Source organism: Pseudomonas sp. FSL W5-0203, from assembly GCF_001896155.1.
GTDB classification, from domain to species: Bacteria; Pseudomonadota; Gammaproteobacteria; order Pseudomonadales; family Pseudomonadaceae; genus Aquipseudomonas; species Aquipseudomonas paracarnis.
This window is the reverse complement of sequence record NZ_MPOR01000040.1, coordinates 29,671-50,669: the sequence shown is the minus strand read 5'-3', so window position 1 is coordinate 50,669 and position 20,999 is coordinate 29,671. Positions and strand designations below refer to the sequence as shown.

The 20,999-nt window shown below is 62.0% G+C and carries 21 protein-coding genes and 1 pseudogene; 13 read left to right on the top strand and 9 right to left on the bottom strand.

What is annotated here, in order from left to right; translation table 11 throughout:
• Both araG and araH read left to right on the top strand, forming a co-directional pair.
• A pseudogene (araG, locus tag BOP96_RS24625) lies at window positions 1–328 on the top strand (L-arabinose ABC transporter ATP-binding protein AraG); the annotation flags it as partial.
• Between the two features lie 9 nt (window positions 329–337).
• Window positions 338–1,306 carry an L-arabinose ABC transporter permease AraH gene (gene araH, locus BOP96_RS24620; RefSeq protein ID WP_014718075.1) on the top strand — a complete coding sequence of 323 codons (969 nt, stop codon included), beginning with the start codon at window positions 338–340 and terminating at the stop codon, window positions 1,304–1,306.
• Window positions 1,307–1,421: 115 nt separating this feature from the next.
• Here araH and BOP96_RS24615 read toward each other — a convergent pair whose 3' ends face one another.
• Window positions 1,422–2,570 (bottom strand): aldose epimerase family protein, encoded by a 1,149-nt coding sequence (locus tag BOP96_RS24615; RefSeq protein ID WP_073454270.1) that lies wholly within the window; start codon window positions 2,568–2,570, stop codon window positions 1,422–1,424.
• Window positions 2,571–2,708: 138 nt separating this feature from the next.
• Between BOP96_RS24615 and BOP96_RS24610 the strand changes: the two genes are divergently transcribed.
• Window positions 2,709–3,476: an SDR family NAD(P)-dependent oxidoreductase gene (locus BOP96_RS24610; RefSeq protein ID WP_014718077.1), complete on the top strand. Its 768-nt coding sequence runs from the start codon at window positions 2,709–2,711 to the stop codon at window positions 3,474–3,476.
• A 73-nt stretch (window positions 3,477–3,549) separates the two neighbouring features.
• On the opposite strand, the gene BOP96_RS24605 is transcribed toward BOP96_RS24610, so the two are convergent.
• The gene (locus BOP96_RS24605) at window positions 3,550–4,146 is read right to left on the bottom strand and encodes a glutathione S-transferase family protein (RefSeq protein ID WP_038449817.1); all 597 of its coding nucleotides are present in this window, start codon (window positions 4,144–4,146) and stop codon (window positions 3,550–3,552) included.
• Window positions 4,147–4,176: 30 nt separating this feature from the next.
• Window positions 4,177–4,710 carry a G/U mismatch-specific DNA glycosylase gene (gene mug / locus BOP96_RS24600; protein WP_073454268.1) on the bottom strand — a complete coding sequence of 178 codons (534 nt, stop codon included), beginning with the start codon at window positions 4,708–4,710 and terminating at the stop codon, window positions 4,177–4,179.
• Window positions 4,711–4,805: 95 nt separating this feature from the next.
• On the opposite strand from mug, the gene yghU reads away from it, so the two are divergent.
• Complete coding sequence (yghU, locus tag BOP96_RS24595; RefSeq protein WP_020303155.1) at window positions 4,806–5,636, top strand: glutathione-dependent disulfide-bond oxidoreductase; 831 nt, start codon at window positions 4,806–4,808, stop codon at window positions 5,634–5,636.
• 122 nt (window positions 5,637–5,758) lie between these two features.
• Here yghU and BOP96_RS24590 read toward each other — a convergent pair whose 3' ends face one another.
• Genes BOP96_RS24590 through BOP96_RS24580 form a run of 3 tightly spaced genes read right to left on the bottom strand, consistent with a single transcriptional unit; the run spans window position 5,759 to window position 8,500 of the window.
• Window positions 5,759–6,685 carry a sugar ABC transporter substrate-binding protein gene (locus tag BOP96_RS24590; RefSeq protein WP_019817323.1) on the bottom strand — a complete coding sequence of 309 codons (927 nt, stop codon included), beginning with the start codon at window positions 6,683–6,685 and terminating at the stop codon, window positions 5,759–5,761.
• A 19-nt stretch (window positions 6,686–6,704) separates the two neighbouring features.
• Window positions 6,705–7,484, bottom strand: coding sequence for a TIM barrel protein (locus BOP96_RS24585; protein ID WP_073454267.1), 780 nt, complete (start codon window positions 7,482–7,484; stop codon window positions 6,705–6,707).
• Window positions 7,481–8,500, bottom strand: coding sequence for a Gfo/Idh/MocA family oxidoreductase (locus BOP96_RS24580; RefSeq protein WP_014718083.1), 1,020 nt, complete (start codon window positions 8,498–8,500; stop codon window positions 7,481–7,483). Before BOP96_RS24580 ends, BOP96_RS24585 begins: the two co-directional genes overlap by 4 nt.
• A 187-nt stretch (window positions 8,501–8,687) precedes the next feature.
• Between BOP96_RS24580 and BOP96_RS24575 the strand changes: the two genes are divergently transcribed.
• Window positions 8,688–10,649 carry a sigma-54 interaction domain-containing protein gene (locus tag BOP96_RS24575; RefSeq protein WP_073454265.1) on the top strand — a complete coding sequence of 654 codons (1,962 nt, stop codon included), beginning with the start codon at window positions 8,688–8,690 and terminating at the stop codon, window positions 10,647–10,649.
• A gap of 18 nt (window positions 10,650–10,667) precedes the next feature.
• On the opposite strand, the gene BOP96_RS24570 is transcribed toward BOP96_RS24575, so the two are convergent.
• Window positions 10,668–11,717: a LacI family DNA-binding transcriptional regulator gene (locus BOP96_RS24570; protein ID WP_073454263.1), complete on the bottom strand. Its 1,050-nt coding sequence runs from the start codon at window positions 11,715–11,717 to the stop codon at window positions 10,668–10,670.
• Between the two features lie 161 nt (window positions 11,718–11,878).
• On the opposite strand from BOP96_RS24570, the gene BOP96_RS24565 reads away from it, so the two are divergent.
• Genes BOP96_RS24565 through BOP96_RS24545 form a run of 5 tightly spaced genes read left to right on the top strand, consistent with a single transcriptional unit; the run spans window position 11,879 to window position 16,324 of the window.
• Entirely contained in the window at window positions 11,879–12,973 is a 1,095-nt protein-coding gene (locus BOP96_RS24565) for a fatty acid desaturase family protein (protein ID WP_073454261.1), read from the top strand.
• Window positions 12,970–13,296: a MocE family 2Fe-2S type ferredoxin gene (locus BOP96_RS24560; RefSeq protein WP_019817317.1), complete on the top strand. Its 327-nt coding sequence runs from the start codon at window positions 12,970–12,972 to the stop codon at window positions 13,294–13,296. Before BOP96_RS24565 ends, BOP96_RS24560 begins: the two co-directional genes overlap by 4 nt.
• A complete protein-coding gene (locus BOP96_RS24555; protein ID WP_073454259.1) occupies window positions 13,293–14,492 on the top strand; it encodes an NAD(P)/FAD-dependent oxidoreductase in 1,200 nt (399 codons plus the stop codon). The genes BOP96_RS24560 and BOP96_RS24555 overlap by 4 nt, the downstream gene beginning before the upstream one ends.
• A gap of 2 nt (window positions 14,493–14,494) precedes the next feature.
• Window positions 14,495–15,313, top strand: coding sequence for a sugar phosphate isomerase/epimerase family protein (locus BOP96_RS24550; protein WP_073454257.1), 819 nt, complete (start codon window positions 14,495–14,497; stop codon window positions 15,311–15,313).
• 48 nt (window positions 15,314–15,361) lie between these two features.
• Window positions 15,362–16,324: a Dyp-type peroxidase gene (locus BOP96_RS24545; RefSeq protein WP_019817314.1), complete on the top strand. Its 963-nt coding sequence runs from the start codon at window positions 15,362–15,364 to the stop codon at window positions 16,322–16,324.
• Here the strand turns inward: BOP96_RS24545 and BOP96_RS24540 are convergent.
• Window positions 16,321–17,193 (bottom strand): undecaprenyl-diphosphate phosphatase, encoded by an 873-nt coding sequence (locus BOP96_RS24540; RefSeq protein ID WP_038449834.1) that lies wholly within the window; start codon window positions 17,191–17,193, stop codon window positions 16,321–16,323. The genes BOP96_RS24545 and BOP96_RS24540 overlap by 4 nt on opposite strands.
• 47 nt (window positions 17,194–17,240) lie before the next feature.
• Between BOP96_RS24540 and BOP96_RS24535 the strand changes: the two genes are divergently transcribed.
• A complete protein-coding gene (locus tag BOP96_RS24535) occupies window positions 17,241–17,879 on the top strand; it encodes a GNAT family N-acetyltransferase (RefSeq protein WP_019817313.1) in 639 nt (212 codons plus the stop codon).
• On the opposite strand, the gene BOP96_RS24530 is transcribed toward BOP96_RS24535, so the two are convergent.
• Window positions 17,857–18,801, bottom strand: coding sequence for a GlxA family transcriptional regulator (locus tag BOP96_RS24530; RefSeq protein ID WP_019817312.1), 945 nt, complete (start codon window positions 18,799–18,801; stop codon window positions 17,857–17,859). The two genes, BOP96_RS24535 and BOP96_RS24530, sit on opposite strands and share 23 nt — an antisense overlap.
• A 166-nt stretch (window positions 18,802–18,967) precedes the next feature.
• Between BOP96_RS24530 and BOP96_RS24525 the strand changes: the two genes are divergently transcribed.
• Together BOP96_RS24525 and BOP96_RS24520 are read left to right on the top strand one after the other, a co-directional pair.
• Window positions 18,968–19,645, top strand: a complete 678-nt coding sequence (locus tag BOP96_RS24525) for a type 1 glutamine amidotransferase domain-containing protein (protein ID WP_019817311.1) — start codon at window positions 18,968–18,970, stop codon at window positions 19,643–19,645.
• Between the two features lie 78 nt (window positions 19,646–19,723).
• Complete coding sequence (locus BOP96_RS24520; protein ID WP_073454255.1) at window positions 19,724–20,854, top strand: alkene reductase; 1,131 nt, start codon at window positions 19,724–19,726, stop codon at window positions 20,852–20,854.
• Window positions 20,855–20,999: the final 145 nt, after the last annotated feature.

The window sequence follows — 20,999 nt, the reverse complement described above, 5'->3', positions numbered from 1 at the left end:
GCAGAAGATCCTGTACCTGTCCGGCGGCAACCAACAGAAAGCCATTCTTGGCCGCTGGCTGTCGATGCCGATGAAGGTCCTGCTGCTGGATGAACCCACCCGCGGTATCGACATCGGCGCCAAGTCGGAGATCTACCAGATCATCCATAACCTGGCGGCCAGCGGCATTGCGGTGATCGTGGTGTCCAGCGACCTGATGGAGGTGATGGGCATCTCTGACCGCATCCTGGTGCTGTGCGAAGGCGCCCTGCGCGGCGAACAACTGCGCGAGCACGCGACTGAATCCAACCTGCTGCAACTGGCCTTGCCACGCGGCCTGGCGAACTGAGAGACGACCATGACCATTCAAAACAACGCGTTGCCCTCGGCACGCAAACCCCTCGATATGCGTGCATTGCTCGATAACTGGGCGATGCTCTTGGCGGCGGTGGGCATCTTCGTACTGTGCGCGCTGCTGATCGATAACTTCCTCTCTCCGCTCAACATGCGCGGCTTGGGCCTGGCGATTTCGACTGTCGGTATTGCCGCATGCACCATGCTGTTCTGCCTGGCCTCGGGGCACTTCGACCTGTCGGTAGGCTCGGTGATCGCCTGCGCCGGGGTAGTTGCGGCGATTGTAATGCGCGATACCGACAGCGTGATGCTGGGCATTGGTGCAGCGCTGCTGATGGGCCTGATGGTGGGGCTGATCAACGGCATCGTGATCGCCAAGCTGCGGGTCAACGCCTTGATCACTACCCTGGCGACCATGCAGATCGTGCGCGGCCTGGCTTACATCTTTGCCGACGGCAAGGCGGTAGGCGTGTCCCAGGAGCAATTTTTCGTGTTCGGCAACGGCCAATTGTTCGGCGTGCCGGTGCCGATCCTGATCACCATTGTCTGCTTCCTGTTCTTCGGCTGGCTGCTCAACTACACCACCTATGGGCGCAACACCATGGCCATCGGCGGTAACCCGGAGGCGGCGCTGCTGGCGGGCGTGAACGTTGACCGCACCAAGATCCTGATCTTCGCCATCCATGGCCTGATCGGCGCCTTGGCCGGGGTGATCCTGGCTTCGCGCATGACCTCTGGCCAACCGATGATCGGCCAGGGTTTCGAGCTCACGGTGATCTCGGCCTGCGTGCTGGGTGGGGTGTCGCTGAGCGGCGGCATCGGCATGATCCGCCATGTGATCGCCGGGGTGTTGATTCTGGCGATCATCGAGAATGCGATGAACCTGAAGAACATCGATACCTTTTACCAGTATGTGATCCGCGGTTCGATCCTGCTGTTGGCCGTGGTCATCGACCGCATGAAACAACGCTGAACCCAGGCGCTGTGAAAAACCAATGTGGGAGCTGGCTTGCCTGCGATAGCGTTGGTTCAGGCAATAATTGAGTAGCCTGTGCCACCGCCATCGCAGGCAAGCCAGCTCCCACAATTTAATCAGCGGTGAACTTGAAAATAGTGTGTTGGGTGTAAGTCTGCCCTGGATTCAAACGCGTTGAGGCAAAGCTCGGCTGGTTAGGCGCATCCGGAAAATGCTGGGTCTCCAAGGTAAACCCACTCCAGTGCTGGTACGTCTTGCCGCCTTTGCCCTTCACCGAACCGTCCAGGAAGTTGCTGGTATAGAACTGCACGCCAGGCTCTGTGGTGTAGAGCTGCAAACGTCGGCCTGATTCAGGATCATGCACCTCGGCGGCCAGTTGCTTGACGTCGCCTTTGGTATCCAGCGCCCAGTTGAAGTCGAAGCCACCTTGCTTGGGCTCGGCGAATTTGAGCTGCGGATGGTCTGCCTTGATGTGCTGGCCGATGGGTGTGGGCTTCAGGAAGTCCATGGGCGTGCCCTTGACCGGCGCCAGTTCGCCGGTGGGAATCAAGGTGGCATTCACCGGTGTGTAGTGGCTGGCGTGCAAGGTGGCGACCTGCTTGAGAATGTCGCCGTTGCCCGCGCCGGCCAGGTTGAAGTAGCTGTGGTTGGTGAGGTTGAGCACCGTCGGTTTGTCGGTGGTGGCGGTGTAGTCGATGTGCAGTTCGTTGTGGTCGTTGAGGCGGTAGGTGACCTCGGTTTTCAAGTTGCCCGGAAAGCCCATTTCCCCATCTTTGGACAGGTAGGTGAGGGTGACGCCCACCGAATCCTTGTCCTTGACCGATTTGGCTTGCCACACCTGCTTGTCGAAGCCCTGGGCGCCGCCATGCAATGAGTTAGGGCCGTCGTTGAGCGGTACCTGGTAGCGTTTGCCGTCGAGTTCGAAGGCGCCGCCGGCCAGTCGATTGCCGAAGCGGCCAATGGTCGCGCCGAAAAACGCGGTACCGCCTTGATAGCCTTGCACGTCATCGAAGCCCAGCACCACGTCGTCGAGCTTGCCGTGTTTGTCTGGCACTTTTAGCGACTGCAGCACGCCGCCGTAGGTGATCACCGTGGCTTGCATGCCATGGCTGTTACGCAACACGTACTGTTCGACGGCGGTGCCATCGTTGGTTTTGCCGAAGGGTTTGTGTTCGCTGCTAAGGCCGGCGGCGTGCGCGCCACCGCTGGCGATCAGCATGGACAGCGCGAGGCCGGACAGCAGGTATCGAGGGTGCTTCATGGTCGAACTTCCTTTTGTTGTTTTGCTGGAATAGTTCTACTAATTTGAGATATTTTGTCGATATGACAGCAGATTTATAGCCTTTAACGCCGTTCTTGCAAAATAAAATAAGACTAATTAAGCGGAGCACTGATTGTTATGACTACCCAGCAAGCGATTTATCCCGACCTCAAGGACAAAACCGTGCTGGTTTCCGGCGGGGCTTCGGGGATTGGCGAGTTCATGGTGCGGGCCTTCGCCGCGCAGGGTGCCAAGGTGGCGTTTGTGGACCGTGCACAGAGCCAGGGTGAACGCTTGGCGGCGCTGCTCAACTCCAAAGGGCACAGTGTCGAGTTCGAGTGCTGCGATATCACCGACGAGATCGGCTACCGTGCGGCGATCGGGCGCTTCGAGCATTCCCTGGGGCCGATCACGGTACTGGTCAACAACGCAGCGAACGATGTGCGCCACAGCCTGGAAGAAATCGACTCGCACATGTTCGACCAGCTGATTGCGGTCAACCTCAAGCACGCCTTTTTTGCCGCCAAGGCGGTGGTGCCCATGATGAAGGAGGCCGGTAGCGGCTCGATCATCAACCTGGGCTCGGTGGGCTGGATGATGGCCTCGGCCGGCTACCCCGTATACGCCGCCAGCAAGGCCGCCGCCCACGGCATGACCCGAGCCCTGGCGCGTGAGCTGGGGCCCAACCGTATTCGCGTCAACACCTTGGTGCCGGGTTGGGTGATGACCGAAAAACAACTGGCCATGTGGGTCGACGACGCCGCCAAGGAGCTTATCGCCCGCAGCCAGTGCCTGCCCGGCAGCGTGATGCCGGAACACATCGCCAACATGGCGCTGTTTTTGGCCTCGGATGCCTCGGCGATGTGCTCGGCGCAGAACTTTATCGTCGACGGCGGTTGGGTATAAAACGCGATGTTCAGAATGATGCACATCGAGTGTGGGAGCGAGCAAGCCCGCTCCCACAGTTAAATTGTGGTGCTTACTCGATGGGGTAACGCTTGAACGCCGGGTGCTGCTCCAGGCGTTCAGCATGGCGCTTGAGGTTGGGGAACGCATCGGCTTTCACCACCGAGGGCACGGTGAACTGGCTGAACGACCAGGCGACCGCTGCGGTAATCGACGCCTGGGTCAGCGCTTCATTGCCTGCCAGCTGCTTGTCCAGCAGCGCATAAGCCGCCAGCAGTTGCCCGGTAACGCGCTCAAGCCACGGCGCATGCAATTTTTCAGCGGGGCGAAGGTTGTGTTCATAGACGATCTGCACGCTTTTCTCGCATGCCGCCAGCGCGAGCCCAAGCAATTGCAGGTCACGGGCACGTGCCGCCGGTTGTTGGGGCAGCAGCTTCTTGTCAGCCGGCGCCAGCGTTTCCAGGTAATCGAGGATCAGGCTCGAATCCATCAGCACCGTCCCATCGTCCAGCACCAGGGTAGGGGCCTTGACTACGGGGTTGATCTGGGCAAATTCAGCGTAAGTGCTGAACACTGACAGCGGTTCATGCACAAAGTCCACCCCGTATAACTCCAGGGAAACAGCCACGCGGCGTACGTAGGGCGAGTCCAGCATTCCGACCAGTTTCATGCAGCCTCCATTGCTTACAGGGTGTTGGGCTCAAGAGATTACGGGCACGGGCCGGGCGTGCGCAACGGCGTTGTGCAGCAGCCGATACGCTTGCACCAATTGATCGAGGCTGAACGCCAGGTTGCGCCCGCTGGGGTTGGGCAGTACCCAGACCGAGGCGTCGCCCAGTGGCTGCGCTTGCAAACCCCAGGCGACCTCGCGCTGGCCGCTCAGCGCGCTATAGCCGGGCTTGCCGAGGAACGCCACGAAACGCGGGGCATGGCGGCGGATCCTGTGTTCGAACGCCGCCGCCGCGTCCTGGAATTCATGCCGCGCCAACTCGCCTGCACTGGCCGTTGGCCGTGCCACCAAGGTGGTCAATCCGCAACCGTAGTGCAGCAAGGTGGCGCCGTCTTGCGGGCGAATTTCATGGGGCGTGAAACCGGCCAGATGCACGGTGCGCCAGAAGCGGTTGCTGCGATTGGCAAAATGCAGGCCGAGGGCTGCCGAGCCCTTGCCAGGGTTGATGCCGCAGAACAGTACGTGCAAGTGGTCGGCGAGGAGGTCGTCGAGTCGCTCGTTCATGCCGGATCTTCCATGCTGATAGGTGTGACGAGTCATCAACCTTTGGTTTAGTCTGGAACGCTTAGTGGATCACAAGCGCCTCTGGAGCATTGATTATGACCGAGTACGTACCTGCCAAAGTCTGGACCTGGGACACCGAAAGCGGCGGCACCTTCGCCAGCATCAACCGGCCCATCGCCGGCGCCACCCACGAAAAGCCGCTGCCGGTGGGCAAGCACCCGCTGCAGTTATACTCCCTGGCCACGCCCAATGGGCAGAAGGTCACGATCCTGCTGGAAGAACTGCTGGCCCTGGGGCACAGCGGCGCCGAATACGATGCTTGGCTGATCAAGATCGGCGACGGCGACCAGTTCGGCAGTGGCTTTGTGGCGGTGAACCCGAACTCGAAGATTCCAGCGCTGATGGACCACAGCGGCGCCACGCCGATTCGCGTGTTCGAATCGGGCGCGATTCTGCAGTACCTGGCCGAGAAGTTCGGTGCGTTCCTGCCCACGGAGCCTGCGGCCCGGGCTGAATGCCTGTCGTGGCTGTTCTGGCAGATGGGCAGCGCGCCTTACCTGGGGGGCGGCTTCGGGCATTTCTATGCCTATGCGCCGAGCAAGATGGAATACCCGATCAACCGCTTCGCCATGGAGACCAAGCGCCAACTGGATGTGCTGGATAAGCGCCTGGCGGTCAGCCAATACATCGCCGGGGATGAATACACCATTGCCGATATCGCGATATGGCCTTGGTACGGTGGGTTGGTCAAAGGCCGCTTGTATGGCGACTCGGCGGAGTTTCTCTCTGTGCATGAATACAAGCACGTGCTGCGCTGGGCCGACGCAATTGACGCCCGGCCGGCGGTGCAGCGCGGGCGGCGGGTGAACCGGGTGTCGGGTGAGGAGCAGTTGCCAGAACGGCATGATGCAAGTGACCTGGATTGATTCAGATCCAGTGTGGGAGGGGGCTTGCCCCCGATGGCGGTGAATCAGTCACAGATGTAACAACTGATCCACCCTCATCGGGAGCAAGCCCCCTCCCACATTTAGTTTTCCTTCGCTTCGATTTATTTGTAGCGTTGTTCGAATACCGCCACCTGTTCGGGCTTGATCAGTTCAAACGGCACCCACACTTGGGCTTCAATCGGCTCGCCCTTGATCATCTTGATCGCCGCTTGCACCGCCTGGGTCGCCTGGGCCTTGGGGTCCTGGAACACTGAGGCAGCAAGCAGCCCACGCTTGATCGCTGCCAAACCGTCGGGCAAGCCGTCGATGCCGACGATCGCAATCTCGCCCTTGGCCTTGCCGGCTTGCTGCAACGCCATGGCCGCACCGATTGCCATTTCATCATTGTTGGCGACAATGGCATCGAACTGTGTACCTGCCAGCAGCCAGTTGCTGGTGAGGTCCATGCCTTTGTTGCGTTGCCACTCGGCGCTTTGCTGCTCGACGATCTTGATACCGGGAAAGTCCTTGAGCACCTGCCTGGCGCCTTCGGTACGGTCATGGGTGGCGTTCTGTGCAAGGTCGCCCATGATGATCGCCACATTGCCCTTGCCGCCCAGTTTTTGGGCGAGGTAGCGCATCTGCAATTGCCCCGCTTCGATGTCGTTGGAGGCCACCGTGACCACGCCCGCAGGCAGCGTACGCTCATCCGGGTGGCGGTTGACGTACACCAGCGGTGTCTTCGCCGCCACGGCGGCGCGGGTGATGTTGGCAGTGGCGGCGGTGTCGACCGGCAGCACGATCACCGCATCGACCTTCTGGTTGAGAAAACCTTCGACTTGATTGAGCTGGCGCACCACATCGCCCTGGGCGTCTTCAAATTGGATCTGCACGTCCTGGTGTTTGGCTGCCGCCTCCAGTCCGGTGCGCACGTAGGTCATGAAGTTATCGTCCACCCGGGCAATGCTCACGCCGATGCGATAGGCGGCGAAGGACCACTGGCTGAACATCAACAACAGCGCGGCCACTAGTAATGAATAACGGTGCATGAGGCTGTTCCTTTTATTGTTATAGGGTGAATGCCTGGCGGAAACGCTCCAGAGCTGACTCGCTGTCGCCGCTGGCCCAGCCCTCCAGGCCGACCACACCGGTGTAACCCATGGCGTGCAAGGCCCGGGCAATGGCCGGGTAGTGGATTTCGCCCGTGCCGGGCTCCTTGCGCCCAGGCACATCAGCGACCTGGATTTCGCCGATGGCGCTGCCAGCGCGCTGGATCAATTCGATGAGGTTACCTTCGCCAATCTGCGCGTGGTACAGGTCCAGGTTCATTTTCAGATGCGGGCTGCCGACGGCTTCGATCAGGGCCAGGGTGTCGTCGGCACGTGCGAACGGTGTACCTGGGTGGTCGACGGCGGTGTTGAGGTTTTCCAGCAGGAACACGCGGCCGGCGTCTTCCCCCAGGCGCGCGATTTTCTCCAGGCTCTTGCAAGCGCTCAGCCACATGCGCCCGTTGGTGTGGCTGACGGCCTGCACGGGCAGGCCGCCTTCACCCAGGCCCGTGCCATGCAGGTTGAGGCTGGGGCAATTGAGGCGCTCGGCAATGCCCAGGGACTCACGGGCGCTGTCGAGCAATTGGCGGATGCCGTCGGGGTCGGTGAGGGTGCCGCTGAGGTAGCCGGTCATCGAGGTGAAGTCCGCGCCGGTCGCCGCCAAGGCATTGATGTCCTTGTCGGCCCAACTCCAGATTTCGGCGCTGAAGCCCAAGGCATGAATACGTTTGACCCGTTCGATGAAGGGCAGTTCGAGAAACACCATTTCGGCGCTGACGGCCAATTTGAACGGCATCATTCGCGGGCTCCTTGTACGGCCACGGCCTTGCCGGTTTGGTACGACTCAATGCAGGCACGGGCAATTGCCAGGGCTGCGCGCGCATCTTCACCGCTGGCCAGGGGCTTGGCGCCGCTGCGCAGGCAGTCGACAAAGTGGTTGAGCTCGGCAATGTATGCGTCGCGCAGCAGGTCGGTGTCCATCCGCTGGGTGTCTGCCTGGATGCCCTCGGCCAGGTAGCGCACCAGATCGCAGTCGTTAAGGCTGCCCATGCTCAGCATGCCCTTGCTGCCGAACACTTCGCCGCGCACGTCGTAGCCATACACCGCCTGGAAGCTGGCTTCTGCGGTGGCAATGGCGCCGTTGTCAAAGCGCAGGGTGACCACGGCAGTGTCGAGCAAACCTTGGCTTTTGAATTGCGGGGCGATCAGCGCGTCGGCCATCACCTGCACCTGTACCACTTCGGCTCCGGGGTTGAGGTAGCGCAGGGTGTCGAAGTCGTGGATCAGGGTTTCGAGGAAGATCACCCATTGCGGTGAGTTGGCCGGGTTGTTCAGCGCCGGGTCGCGGGTCAGCGAGCGTAGCAGCTGTGGCGTGCCAATACGTCCGGCGACGACGTCGAGGTGCGCAGTGCGAAAGCTCTTGGCGAAGCGCCGATTGAAGCCGACCTGCAAGGGCACCCGTGCATCGGCAGCGGCGGCGATGGCGCGGTCGGCTTCGTCCAGGGTAATCGCCATGGGCTTTTCGCAGAAGATGCCCTTGCCGGCACGTGCGGCCTTGATCACCAGCTCGGCATGGCTACGGGCAGGTGCGGCGATGAGTACGCCGTCGATGTCCGGGTCGTCCAGCAGCTGTTGCGGGTCGGTGTAGGCCTTGTCCACCCCCAGTTCTGCTGCCAGGCGAGCGGCCTGGCCTGGAACCGGATCGGCGATGGCGGCGAGGCAGGCACCGGGGATATGGCGTGCAGCGGTAAGGCCATGGAAGCTGCCCATGCGACCGGCACCGATCAAACCCAGGCGGATGTTGTGTGTGCTCATGAAACGACCCCTTTTGTTGTTGTGGGCCCCCAGGACCGTCCTGGGTGACACAGGGGCGGTAGCAAGGCCTATGCCAATTTATAAATAGCTGATTTATAAAGGCTTATTATTTTAATCAAACTAAAAGTGTTCATTTTCATGACATGTCTATACTTACATGTCGGAAATGTGAACATGGATAACCGCAATGACCCAGGCGTTCAGTGTGCAAGACCTGGAATACCTCACGAACCTGGGGCCTGCCGCGCTGAACGATGGGCCCATCGCCGCGTTGGAACAGGCGTGGCGAGAGTGCCTGGCTGGCAAAGTCGTGCGTCCGGACGGGGTGCGCCAGGTCATCTGGGATTCCTGGCGACGCAGTGTCGAGGCGGGTATCGAGCCCGGTAACAGCGACTACCGCTTTGTTGCGCCTCATGCGCTGGCGGCGACCCTGGCCCACCATCGCGCCCTGATCGCCGCTGCCGCGCAAGTCATGCATGGATTGCTGGCTTACAACCCGCGTGGGCATATCAACCTCACGGATGCCGAGGGCACGACGCTGTATTTTTGCGGGGTGGACATCACCCCGGTGGGCAGTCGCTTGCTCGAAGCGGTGCAAGGCACCAACTGCACCGGCCTGGCCCTGGCCGAAGATCGTCTGGTGTATGTGCTGGCTGAAGAAAATTTCGCCAGCGGCCTGCGCCAGCGCCACATGCACTGCGCCGCCGCGCCGATCAAAGATGCCCAAGGCCAGACCCTGGCCATGCTCACTCTGACCGCCGAGCCCGGCTGGTTTCATTTTCATACCCTGGGCACCGTTCAAGCGGCGGCCGAGGCGGTGTCGCGGCAGATGGCGCTGCAGGTGTTGCTGGAAGAACAACAGGCCGTACTCGAAGTGCTCAACGAAGGCTTGGTGGTGCTCGATGAGCGTGGCTGCATCAAGGCGCTCAACCGTTATGCGCGGCAATTGTTCGGGGTAGGGCGTGAGTTGATCGGCAGTCCTTTCCAGCGCCTGGGCCGCAGTGAACTGAGCGACGCGCTGGGTGAGCCTGTGCGCGACCGCGATTGCACCTTCCACTTGCACGACGGCAGCCAACTCGCCTGCCTGGTTTCGGTATGCCCACTGGAGCAGGGTGGGGTGATCGTGTCGGTGCGCGAAAACCGCCGTATCCGCGAGATTACCCGGCGCATTATCGGCACCCAGGCCCGCTATACCTTCGAGACCATCCTGGGCACCTCGCGGGCCATACAAGACGCACTGCACTTGGGGCGTATCGCCAGTCGCAGCGAGTCCACCACCTTGATCCTCGGCGAAAGCGGCACCGGCAAGGAACTATTTGCTCAGGCCATTCATAACGGCAGCGAGCGTTGCAACGGCCCGTTTGTGGCGGTCAACTGCGGCGCGATCCCACGGGACCTGGTGCAGAGCGAACTGTTCGGCCACGTCGAAGGCGCGTTCACCGGCTCGGCGCGGGGTGGGGCGGCAGGCAAGTTCGAACTGGCGGATGGCGGCACCATCTTCCTGGATGAAATCGGCGACATGTCCTTCGATGCCCAGGTCAGTCTGCTACGGGTTTTGCAGGAGGGTGAAATCACCCGCGTCGGGGCCAAGCAATCGCGGCAAGTCGACGTGCGCATCATCGCCGCCACCCATCGCAACCTGAGCCAGGCGGTGGCCGAGGGTGCGTTTCGTGAAGACCTTTATTACCGACTCAACGTGCTGAACCTGAGCGTGCCGCCACTGCGCATGCGCCGTGACGATATCCCATTGCTGGCGCGGCACTTCCTGCAGCGCTGTGCCCGCTCGCTACGTAAAGCGGTGCAAGGTTTCGCGCCGGATGCGTTGGCGTTGCTGTCAGCCCATGGCTGGCCGGGCAACGTGCGGGAACTGGAGAACGTCATTGAGCGGGCGACCAACCTGGCGATGGGCGAGCTGATTCAATCGGCTGAATTGCCGCTGGAAACCCCGCAACGCACCACGTTGCGCGCCTACCAGCCCCAGCCCGCGCAGGATTTGAGCAGCCATGAAATGCACGCCATCGTCGCCGCGCTCACCAGCACCCGCGGCAACATTCGTCTGGCCGCACAGCAACTGGATGTGTCGCGAGGCGGTCTGTACAACAAGATGAGTCGGTTTGGCTTGAGCGCCGCCGATTTCCGTGAGCGCTGAAACCTCAAGCCAAACCGATCAGTTGCACAGGTTTTCCGGGGTCACTATCTGCGGCGGTATATGCACGCGGTGCCTCAATGGGTCAAACCCCTCATCACTCTGCAAGCGCACCAGCAACTCCACCAGCGCCACGGCCGTTTGCCGTGGCTGCGAGTCCATCACCACATCAATCAAGCCGTTGCTCAATGCCTGACGCGACAACGGCGTGGACTCTTGCAGGATGCAGCACAGCGCCGGGCGCTTGGGCAGTTGCGCCAGGGCGTTGATCACGCCGTCGCCACCACCGCCGACCACACATAACCCACGCAAATCGGTATGGCGGCTGAGCAGATCGAGGGTGGCTTCTTCGGTGATGTCGCAGTTGTCCAGGTTGATCAGCGGCTCCAACGGTTTGAGCCCCGGCGCGTGTTCGGCCAGATAGCTGTGCAAGCCCTCGACCCGTGCCTGATGGCCGAGGAAACGATGGCCGCCCAACAGGATGCCCACGCTGCCTTTGCGTGCGCCGCAGGTGCGCGCCAGCAGCCAGCCCATGGTGCGCCCGACCACGTGGTTGTTCTGGCCTACATAGGGTTCGGCAGCGTGTTCATGGATATCCGAAAGCAGGGCAACCACCGGCACGCCTGCTTCACGAATCTGCGCCAGGCAGGCGTTGATCAACGGATGTGCGAAGCTGACCACCGCGAGGGCGTCGCACTGCACGGCCAGTTGTTCGATTTGCGCGACGATGACGCCGGGCGTGCGGTCGTTGATGTAGTCGAACTGGCAGCTCAGGTTAGCGGTGGCGTGATGCTGCGCTGCCTCGCTAATGGCGTGGGCCAACTGCGCATAGAAGGCTTGGGCGGTCCCCAGCAACAGCACGCCGAAACGGTAGGTGGGCCGACGTTCGCGAATGCGCTGGCCGATCAGCCGTGCGGCGAAATAGCCCACCGCTTCGGCGGCCTGGAACACCTGTTCGGCGGTGCCGGGGTTGACCGGCGCGCGGGCGTTCAATACGCGGTCGACGGTGGCTACGCTGAGCCCCGCATGGGCGGCGACGGTGGCGATGGTTGGGCGTTTGTTGTTGTGCATGGCAGGCCCCTTGAGCGTCTTGATAGAAAACTATCAAGCCCCGCTGGGCCTGGATGATAGCTTGATAGGGAATGGATTCAAGGCCTTGAGGGTGATTTAGCCGCACTCTATCGTTGGTTTCGCAAAGCCCCTGAAACCCACGCTTGCGGAGAACAATAACAATGCCTGGACACACCGCTCACCGCGCTCGGCGCGATTACAGCCTCACCGGCCCCGAAGCCGCCCGGGCCGCCGACAAGGGCCTGGTCTCGGCCCGTTGGTACCAGTCGCCCATCCCGCGCAATCGCATGAAAGCCCTGATGCAACGCCGCGACGCTCCGGCGTTGCTCGACACCGCCCTGTGGTTCTCAGCGTTGTTGGCCACCGGTGTCGGCGGCTACTGGTTCTGGGGCAGTTGGGCCTGCGTGCCATTCTTCATCGCCTACGGTGTGCTCTACGGCACGGCCTCCAACCCGCGCTGGCACGAAACCGGCCACGGCACGGCGTTCAAGACCCGCTGGATGAACGATGCGCTGTATCAGGTGGCGAGCTTCATGTGCCTCTTCGAACCCCACGTGTGGCGCTGGAGCCATGCCCGCCATCACACCGACACCATCGTCGTCGGTCGCGACCCGGAGATCGTTGAACCGCGCCCGCCGAGCTTATGGATGATGGCCCTCAGTCTGTTCAACCTACCCCTGGCCTGGAAGACCTTCAGCGGCGTGGCCCGCCATACGTTCGGGCGAATGAGTGCCCAGGAGCAGGACTTCATCCCCGAATCCGAGTGGCCCAAGGTGTACCGAGATGCGCGTATCTGGGTCGGCATCTACGCCCTGATCATCGGCACCGCGCTGTACCTGCACAGCGCGTTGCCGCTGATGCTGGTGGGCCTGCCCAGCCTCTACGGCGCGTGGCTCGGCTACCTGTTTGGTCTCAGCCAACACGTGGGCCTGGCCGAAGATGTGCTCGACCACCGTAGCAATTGCCGCACCATCTACATGAACCGCGTGTTGCGCTTTATCTACATGAACATGAACTACCACCTCGAACACCACATGTACCCGATGGTGCCTTACCACGCGCTCAGTCAACTGCACGAAGAGATCCGCAACGACTGCCCGCCGCCGTATGCCAACCTGTGGCAGGCCTACCAGGAAATCATTCCGACGATCTGGCGCCAGCGCAGAGACCCCAGCTATTTCGTCCAGCGCCCCACCCGTGGCGAGCAAGCTCGCTCGCCACAGACTGAAAGCCAGTCATTGGAGATAAATGCATGAACGATCAATGGATCGACGTCTGCGCCGTGGGCGAAATAGAAGCAGAAGACGTGCTGCGCTTCGACCACGGCGCGCAGACCTACGCGGTGTTCCGTTCAGCCGATAACGAATTCTTCGCCACCGCCGGCCTGTGCACCCACGAGAAAATCCACCTGGCCGACGGCCTGGTGATGGACCATGTGATCGAATGCCCCAAGCACAACGGACGCTTTGATTACCGCACCGGCAAGGCCCTGGGCGCGCCGGTGTGCGTCAACCTCAAGACCTACCCCGTGCGGGTAGATGCGGGGCGGGTACTGCTCGCCGTCACGGCCGAAGAATGAACGCTCCCCTGATCATCGTCGGCGCCGGCCATGCTGGTGGCCGTGCGGCACTCACCCTGCGTGACGAAGGTTACAGCGGGCGCCTGATCCTGATTGGCGATGAAGCGCACTTGCCCTACGAGCGGCCACCGTTGTCCAAGGGCTTGCTGCAAGGCTCGACCGACTTGGCGCAATGCAGCCTGTGCGACAGCCAGCAGTTGGCGGCGCTCGAGGTAGAGCATATCGCCGCCAACCCGGTCAGCCGCCTGGAGCCGCAGCACCACCGGTTGCAATTGGCCGACGGCCAGTGGTTGAGCTATGCCGGCCTGCTGCTGGCCACCGGAGGCCGGGCGCGGCGTTTGCCCCAAGAGCAGGCCAACGTGTTTTACCTGCGCACCCATGATGACGCGTTGGTCTTGCGCAATGAATTAAAGCCAGGCGCCAGGCTGGTGGTGGTTGGCGGTGGTTTTATCGGCCTGGAGGTGGCAGCGACGGCGCGGGGCCTGGGCTGCGAGGTGACGCTACTGGAAGCCGGGCCACGGCTGGCAGGGCGGGTGTTGCCGCCGGTGATCAGTGACGCGTTGCTGGCATTGCACCGTGAGCAGGGTGTGGACGTGCGTTTGAACGTCGCCCTGGAGTGCATCCACGCCGACGCCGTGCAACTGGTCGACGGGCAGCGGCTGCCCTGCGACCTGGTGGTGGTCGGCATTGGCATGCAGCCCAACATCGAGTTGGCCGCGGCGGCGGGCTTGGACGTCGGGCAGGGCATTCGTGTCGACGCGCAGTTGCGCACCAGTGCGGCGGATATCTACGCGGCGGGGGATGTATGCGAGTTTCGCCTGGCGGGCCTTTATCAGCGCCAGGAAACCTGGCGCAACGCCGAAGCCCAGGGCCGTCTCGCGGCGTTGAACCTGCTGGGGCAGGCGTTGGCGTTCGAGATGATCCCGGGTTTCTGGTCCGATCAATACGCGTGGGGCTTGTACACCGTCGGGGTGATGACTGCACTGATGGTCCGCCGGCAATTGCCCGACGGCGGCCTGCTGCTGTTCTACCTTGACGACCATCACCGTTTGCAAGGCGCCTGCGGTTGGGCCATGGGTCACCGCGCAGCCAAGGACATCAAGCTGTGCGAGCACTTGATCACTGCCCACATCCCGCTTAACCCGGCCAGCCTGGCTGACCCCGAGGTATCCCTGAAGCTGTTATTGCGAGGCTGACCATGCGCCAGTTGTTAGTATTCCAATCGATGTGGGCCATGCAAACCGAGCCCGGCAGCCTCGAAGCGCAACTGGACCGCATCGCCGCCGCCGGTTATGACGGCATCACCGACCATTACTGGGCGCCGGCATCGGTGCAGCGCCTGCACGCGGCGGCCACGGCCAGGGGCCTGCAGATTGAAGGGCAACTGTTCCCGCAATCGGTGGATGAGCTGGCCAGGGCATTGGAGGTGATCAGCCGCTACGGTTGTCACCACCTCACCTTGCAAGCCGACGTGCGCCCACGTACCCAGGCCGAGGCGGCCAGGCTGATCGACGGCTGGCAACGCCTGGCCGAACAGGTGGACTTCCAGATTTTGCTGGAAACCCACCGTTATCGGCTCACCAACGACCTGTTGTTCACCCTCGACCTGCTGGCACAGATGCCCGATCTGAAACTGCTCGCTGACCTGTCCCACTACGTGGTTGGCCGCGAGTTGCCCCAGCCCGGCAGTGTGGAAGACGACGAACAGATACGCACCATCCTGCGTCACAGCTGGGGCTTTCATGGCCGCATCGCCAGCAGCGAACAGGTGCAGGTTGGCCTGGATTTTCCCCAGCACCAACCGTGGGTCGAGCGATTTACCGGCTGGTGGCGCTATGGGGTCGAACACTGGCTGGGCCGCGCTGACACCCCGCAGAGCCTGTCCTTCACTTGCGAGTTGGGCCCGCCACCCTATGCGATTACCGACGCACAGGGGCGCGAACTCACCGATCGCTGGGCCGAGGCGCTCAAGCTCAAAGCCCTGATTCGCCAGGTGTGGGCCAGTTGCCATCGATGATCTGCTAATCTGCGCGGGTTCAAACCGCCCTCAGCCTGTGGAATGCCCATGAAAACCTGCCCCGTCCGTCCCCCGCTCGAACCGCAATCGGTGTGCCATCCGATCACCAGCAGCGCGATCTTCATGGTCGCCACCCTGGCGCCCGATGCGGTTGAAAACGTGCGGGCCTGGTGCGCCGACATCGCAGGCCTGGTGCGCTCGGTAGGCAAGCGCGTGCCCTCGGGCAACCTGACGTGCGTTTGCGGGTTTGGCTCGGATGCCTGGGACCGCCTGTTCGGCGCGCCGCGCCCGGCGGCCTTGCATCCGTTTCGCGAGTTCGGTGTGCAAGGGCGCAAGGCGGTGTCGACCCCAGGTGACATCCTGCTGCACATCCGTGCCGAGCAGATGGACCTGTGTTTCGAGCTGGCAACCCAACTGATGGCCGCCCTGGGTGATAGCGTGAAGGTGGTCGATGAGGTCCAGGGCTTTCGCTACTTCGATATGCGCAGCATTATCGGTTTCGTCGACGGCACCGAGAACCCGGTGGGGCGCAAGGCCGAGGCCTTCACCCTGGTGGGCGATGAAGACCCTGAGTTCGAAGGCGGCAGCTATGTGCTGGTGCAGAAATACCTGCACAACATGACCGCGTGGAATGGCTTGACGGTGGAGGCTCAAGAGAAGGTGATCGGGCGCACCAAATTGTCGGACATCGAACTGGACGACGACGCCAAGCCGAGCAACTCCCACAGCGCCCTGACAGTGATCACTGACGAGGACGGCGAGGAGGTGAAGATCCTGCGCGACAACATGCCCTTCGGCCGCCCTGGTGCCGGGGAGTTCGGCACCTACTTCATCGGCTATGCACGCTCGCCGCAGCCGTTGGAACAGATGCTGGAGAACATGTTCGTCGGCCGCCCGGCCGGCAACTACGACCGCTTGCTCGACTTCAGCACGGCCGTGACCGGGGGCCTGTTCTTCGTGCCCTCGGCCGACTTGCTCGAAGCGCTGGCCGACCGCGAACCGGTGGCTTAACTCAACAACCCGGTGCTGACCGCCACAATCAGGAAGATCCCCAGCAGCGCACGGTAGATCACGAACGGCCAGGTGGAGAAACGCTCCAGAAATTTCATCAGGCCCCAGATGGCAAAGAACGCCGAGATGCTGGCCACCACCAGGCCAAAGATCAAGTGCGGCCAGGCGTGGGCGGGCAGGTCGGCGCGCAGCAGCACCCATAACTCTTTCAAACCGGCCAGGGCGATGGCCGGCAAGCCTAACAGGAAAGAAAACCGCGCCGCTTCTTCGCGTTTGAAATTCAGGAACAGCGCCGCGGTCAACGTGGAGCCCGAACGCGATACGCCCGGTATCAACGCGCCAATCTGTGCAACCCCCACGATCAGGGCATCGCGCAGGCGCATTTGGCTCACGTCGCGTGTATGCCGGGCACGCAGTTCGGCCACTGCCAGCAGCACCGCCATCACCACGCAGGAAATGCCGATCACCATCAGCCCGCGCAATGGCGAGTTGCAGGCATTCAAGGTCGACGACAACGCCAGCCCGGCGATGCCAATCGGGACGGTTGCCAGCACAATTGCCACGGCGAGCTTGAACCAGCGGTCGTTGTAGTCGCCGCGGCGCACCGCACTGATGCTGCCCGTGGTGACCTGGCGCACATCGCGCCAGAAGTAACTGACCACTGCTGCCAACGCTGCCAATTGCATGGCTGCGGAAAACGCCGAGCCAGGGTCTTGCCAGCCGAGCAGGGCGGGTACCACGCGCATATGGGCGGTGGATGACACCGGCAGCAATTCAGTAATGCCCTGGATCACGCCCAGGATGAAGATCTGCAGGTAATCCAGGGAGGCAAAGCCCACATCCAGGCCGGCGGTACAGACGTTGGTCAAAATACGTGTCCTTGAGCAAAAGGGGGAACCGGCGAAGTTTATTCTAAATGTTTCAGGATTTCGGCCAGGGCAATCGCTATTTGCAATCGGTTCAGCCAATAGAAAGGATTCGCCAGGCCATTGGCGTGGGCTGCACTTTTGTGAACAATGGCGCCCTGCGTTTTTCCACCGAGAGCCCCATGCCTGAAACCACCGTCGAATTGATCCAGACCGGCCCCGAAGAAGCCGAACTGATCCGCAATCTTTACCAGTACTACGCCTATGAGTCTTCGGACTGGGAACAGGAAGATGTCGAGGCCGATGGGCGTTTCTACATCCATGACGAACACTTGGCCCGCTACTGGAGCGACCCGCAATGGAGCGCCAACCTGCTGCTGGTAGACGGCTACATCGCCGGCTTCCTGTTGATCGAAGGCAGCGAACTGCCTGGCATCGACGCCCTGGAACTGGCCGACCTGTTCATCCTCAAGCGCTACCGCCGCAAGGGCATCGGCCGCGCCATCGCCAGCCAGGTGCTGTGCAGCGGCGCGGCTAATTGGCTGGTGCGATTCTATGATCAGGACGAGGTGTCCCAGGCGTTCTGGCGCACCGTGCTGGATAACCTGCCGCGCCCGGTGCAGAGCATTGAATTGGACGATGACCCGCAGTTGGTGAACTACCTGATTACCCGGGCATCGCTGCATTAAAAGCCTGCTGCATCGCCTGGGGCGGCTGCCCGAAGGCCCTGAGGAACGCCTGGCGCATGCGTTCGCGGTCTCCAAACCCGGTTTCGCGGGCCACCACCTCTACCGGGTGACGGCTGATTTCCATCATCGCCCGCGCAGCTTCCACCCGCAGGGCTTCGATGGCTTTGGCTGGGGTTTGACCGGTTTCTTCGCGAAACACCCGGCTGAACTGGCGGGGGCTGAGCCGGGCAACGTCGGCCAGGGCGTCCACCGACAAATCATGGGTGAGGTTTTCACGGGCATAGGCCAGGGCCAACTGCACGCGGTCGGACTTTGGGTCCAGTTCCAGCAAGGCCGACAGTTGCGACTGCTCGCTGCCGCGGCGCTGGGCAATCACCAGCTTGCGTGCAATGCGCCGGGCCAGGCCGCTGCCCAGGTCGTCCTCCACCATCGCCAGCGCCAGGTCGACCCCGGCGCTCATGCCCGCACCGGTCCACACCTGGCCGTCGACAATGAACAACTTGTCTTCTTCCAGGTGGATATCCGGATAGCGTTTGCGAAATGCCGGCGCATGGATCCAGTGGGTGGTGGTGCGCTTGCCCGCCAGCAGGCCTGCCTCGGCCAGTACAAAGATGCCCATGCATAAGGACGCCACCCGGCGCGACTGCGCGGACGCGGCCTTGACCAGCTCAAGCAGGTTGGCTTCCGGCAGGCGAAACTCCAGGTAGCCGCTGACAATCAAGGTGTCATAGCCCTCTGGGCGCAGCGCGCTGGTGTTCACCGAAAAACCCTGGGAGGTCATCACGGCGCCGCCGCTTTCCGACACCAGGTGAAACTCATAGGCCGGCTCGCCGCGCAGCAGGTTGGCGCACTCGAACACCGAGCCCAGGCTGAGGCTCAACGACTGGAAATTCGGGTAAACCATCAGCGCAACGCTGTGCATTGCATCTCTCCAAGGGGCGGGGGAGAGGCGATTGTCGGCGCGTGCCCGGCAAACGGCAACCGACTTTGGTGCATGTCCTCAATCCTTGCGGATATGACATTGTGAGCCACTGCCTCGCTGCCTAACATGAGACAACTGTTATTCACACCGACCGAGGCACTGGAAAATGAAAGTATTAATGGTACTGACCTCTCACGACCAGCTTGGCGATACCGGGCGCAAGACCGGCTTCTGGCTCGAAGAATTCGCCGCACCTTATTACGCGTTCAAGGACGCTGGCGCCGAAGTAGTGTTGGCTTCCCCGGCCGGCGGCCAGCCGCCGCTGGACCCCAAGAGCGATGAACCGGATGCGCAAACCGAGCAGACCGAGCGCTTCGGTAAAGACTCGGCAGCGCAGCAAGCCTTGGCGACCACCGTGAAGCTGGACTCGGTCAACGCCGCCGACTTCGACACCGTGTTCTACCCAGGCGGCCACGGCCCGCTGTGGGACCTGGCGGAGTCGCCGGTGTCCATCGCGCTGATCGAAGCCTTCGAGCGGGCCGGCAAGCCCATTGGCTTTGTCTGCCATGCACCGGGTGCCTTGCGTCACGTCAAGGCGGTTAACGGTGAGCCGTTGATCAAGGGCCGCCGCGTCACCGGGTTCTCCAACTCGGAAGAGGCCGCTGTGCAGTTGACTGAAGTCGTGCCGTTCCTGATTGAAGATGAATTCAAAAAACTGGGCGGCCAGTATGAGAAGGGCGCTGACTGGCAATCCTTCGTCCTCGTCGATGGCTTGCTGGTGACTGGGCAAAACCCAGGCAGCTCCAGCGAAGTGGCCAAGGCCCTGCTGACACTCTGCGCTTAAGTTAATCAACCGATCTACACGGTGGCGACTCCCAGGAGTTGCCACGGTTTTCGTTCGTCCTGAATTTGGAATATCGCCGTGCCTGACTGCATCCTGAACACCCCGATCAAGCTGGGGCATCACCGCTTGAACAACCGTGTCGTACTGCCGCCGCTGACCCGCCAGCGCAGCGCCCAGCCGGGTAATATCGCCACCGACCTGATGGCCGAGTATTACCGTCAACGGGCCAGTGCCGGGTTCATGGTCAGCGAGGGGACGCAGATCGAACCCCGGGGCCAGGGCTACGCGTGGACGCCGGGCATTCATACACCGGCGCAAATCCAGGGTTGGCGCAAAGTCACCGCAGCGGTGCATGACGAGGGCGGTGTGATCTTCGCCCAGCTATGGCATGTGGGGCGGGTGTCCCATCACGCGCTGCAACCTGACGGTGGTGCACCGGTGGGGCCGTCTGCACTGGCGGCGTTGCAAGCCAAAGCCTTCATTGAAACCGGGCCTGGTGTGGGTGAACTGGTGCAGCCACCGGTACCCCGCGCCTTGACCGCGCTGGAAATCGAAGAGCTGGTGGGGCACTACGCCCAGGCTGCACGCAATGCCCTGGACGCCGGGTTCGACGGTGTGGAAATCCACGCGGCCAACGGCTACCTGGTCAACCAGTTCATCTCGGCCCATTCCAACCTGCGTGAGGATGAGTACGGCGGCTCGCTGGACAATCGCCTGCGCTTGCTGCGCGAGATTGTCGAAGCGGTGTGCAAGGTGGTGGGGCCGGAGCGCCTGGGCGTGCGCTTTTCGCCGCTGTTCAGTGGCACCGACCAGGACCGGGTCTACATCGGCCTGGTGGAAGAAGACCCGCACCTTACCTATATCGAAGCGATCAAAGTGCTGGAAGCGTCGGGCATCGCCTATGTGTCCATCGCCGAAGCCGACTGGGACAACGCGCCCGACCTGCCCGAGACTTTCCGCCAGGCCGTGCGCCGCACCTTCAGCGGCAGGATCATCTACGCCGGCCGCTACACCGCCGAGCGCGGCGCACGGCTGGTAGAGACCGGGTTGGCGGACCTGATCGCCTTTGGACGGCCCTTCATTGCCAACCCGGACTTGCCCCAGCGGCTGATCAATGGCTGGCCATTGAATGCGTTGAAGGCCGAAGGCTTGTATGGCGGGACAGAGGCGGGGTATGTGGACTATCCGGTGTATGCCCAACAGCCGTGATAGCCCATGATGGCCTGTGTTTTATCCAGTGTGGGAGGAGGCTTGCCCTAACGCCGGTCAGTTAAACGAACGCTATGCTCGAAGCAATGAAGATCAAATGTGGGAGCTGGCTTGCCTGCGAAAGCGGTCGTGCAGTAACAGATAC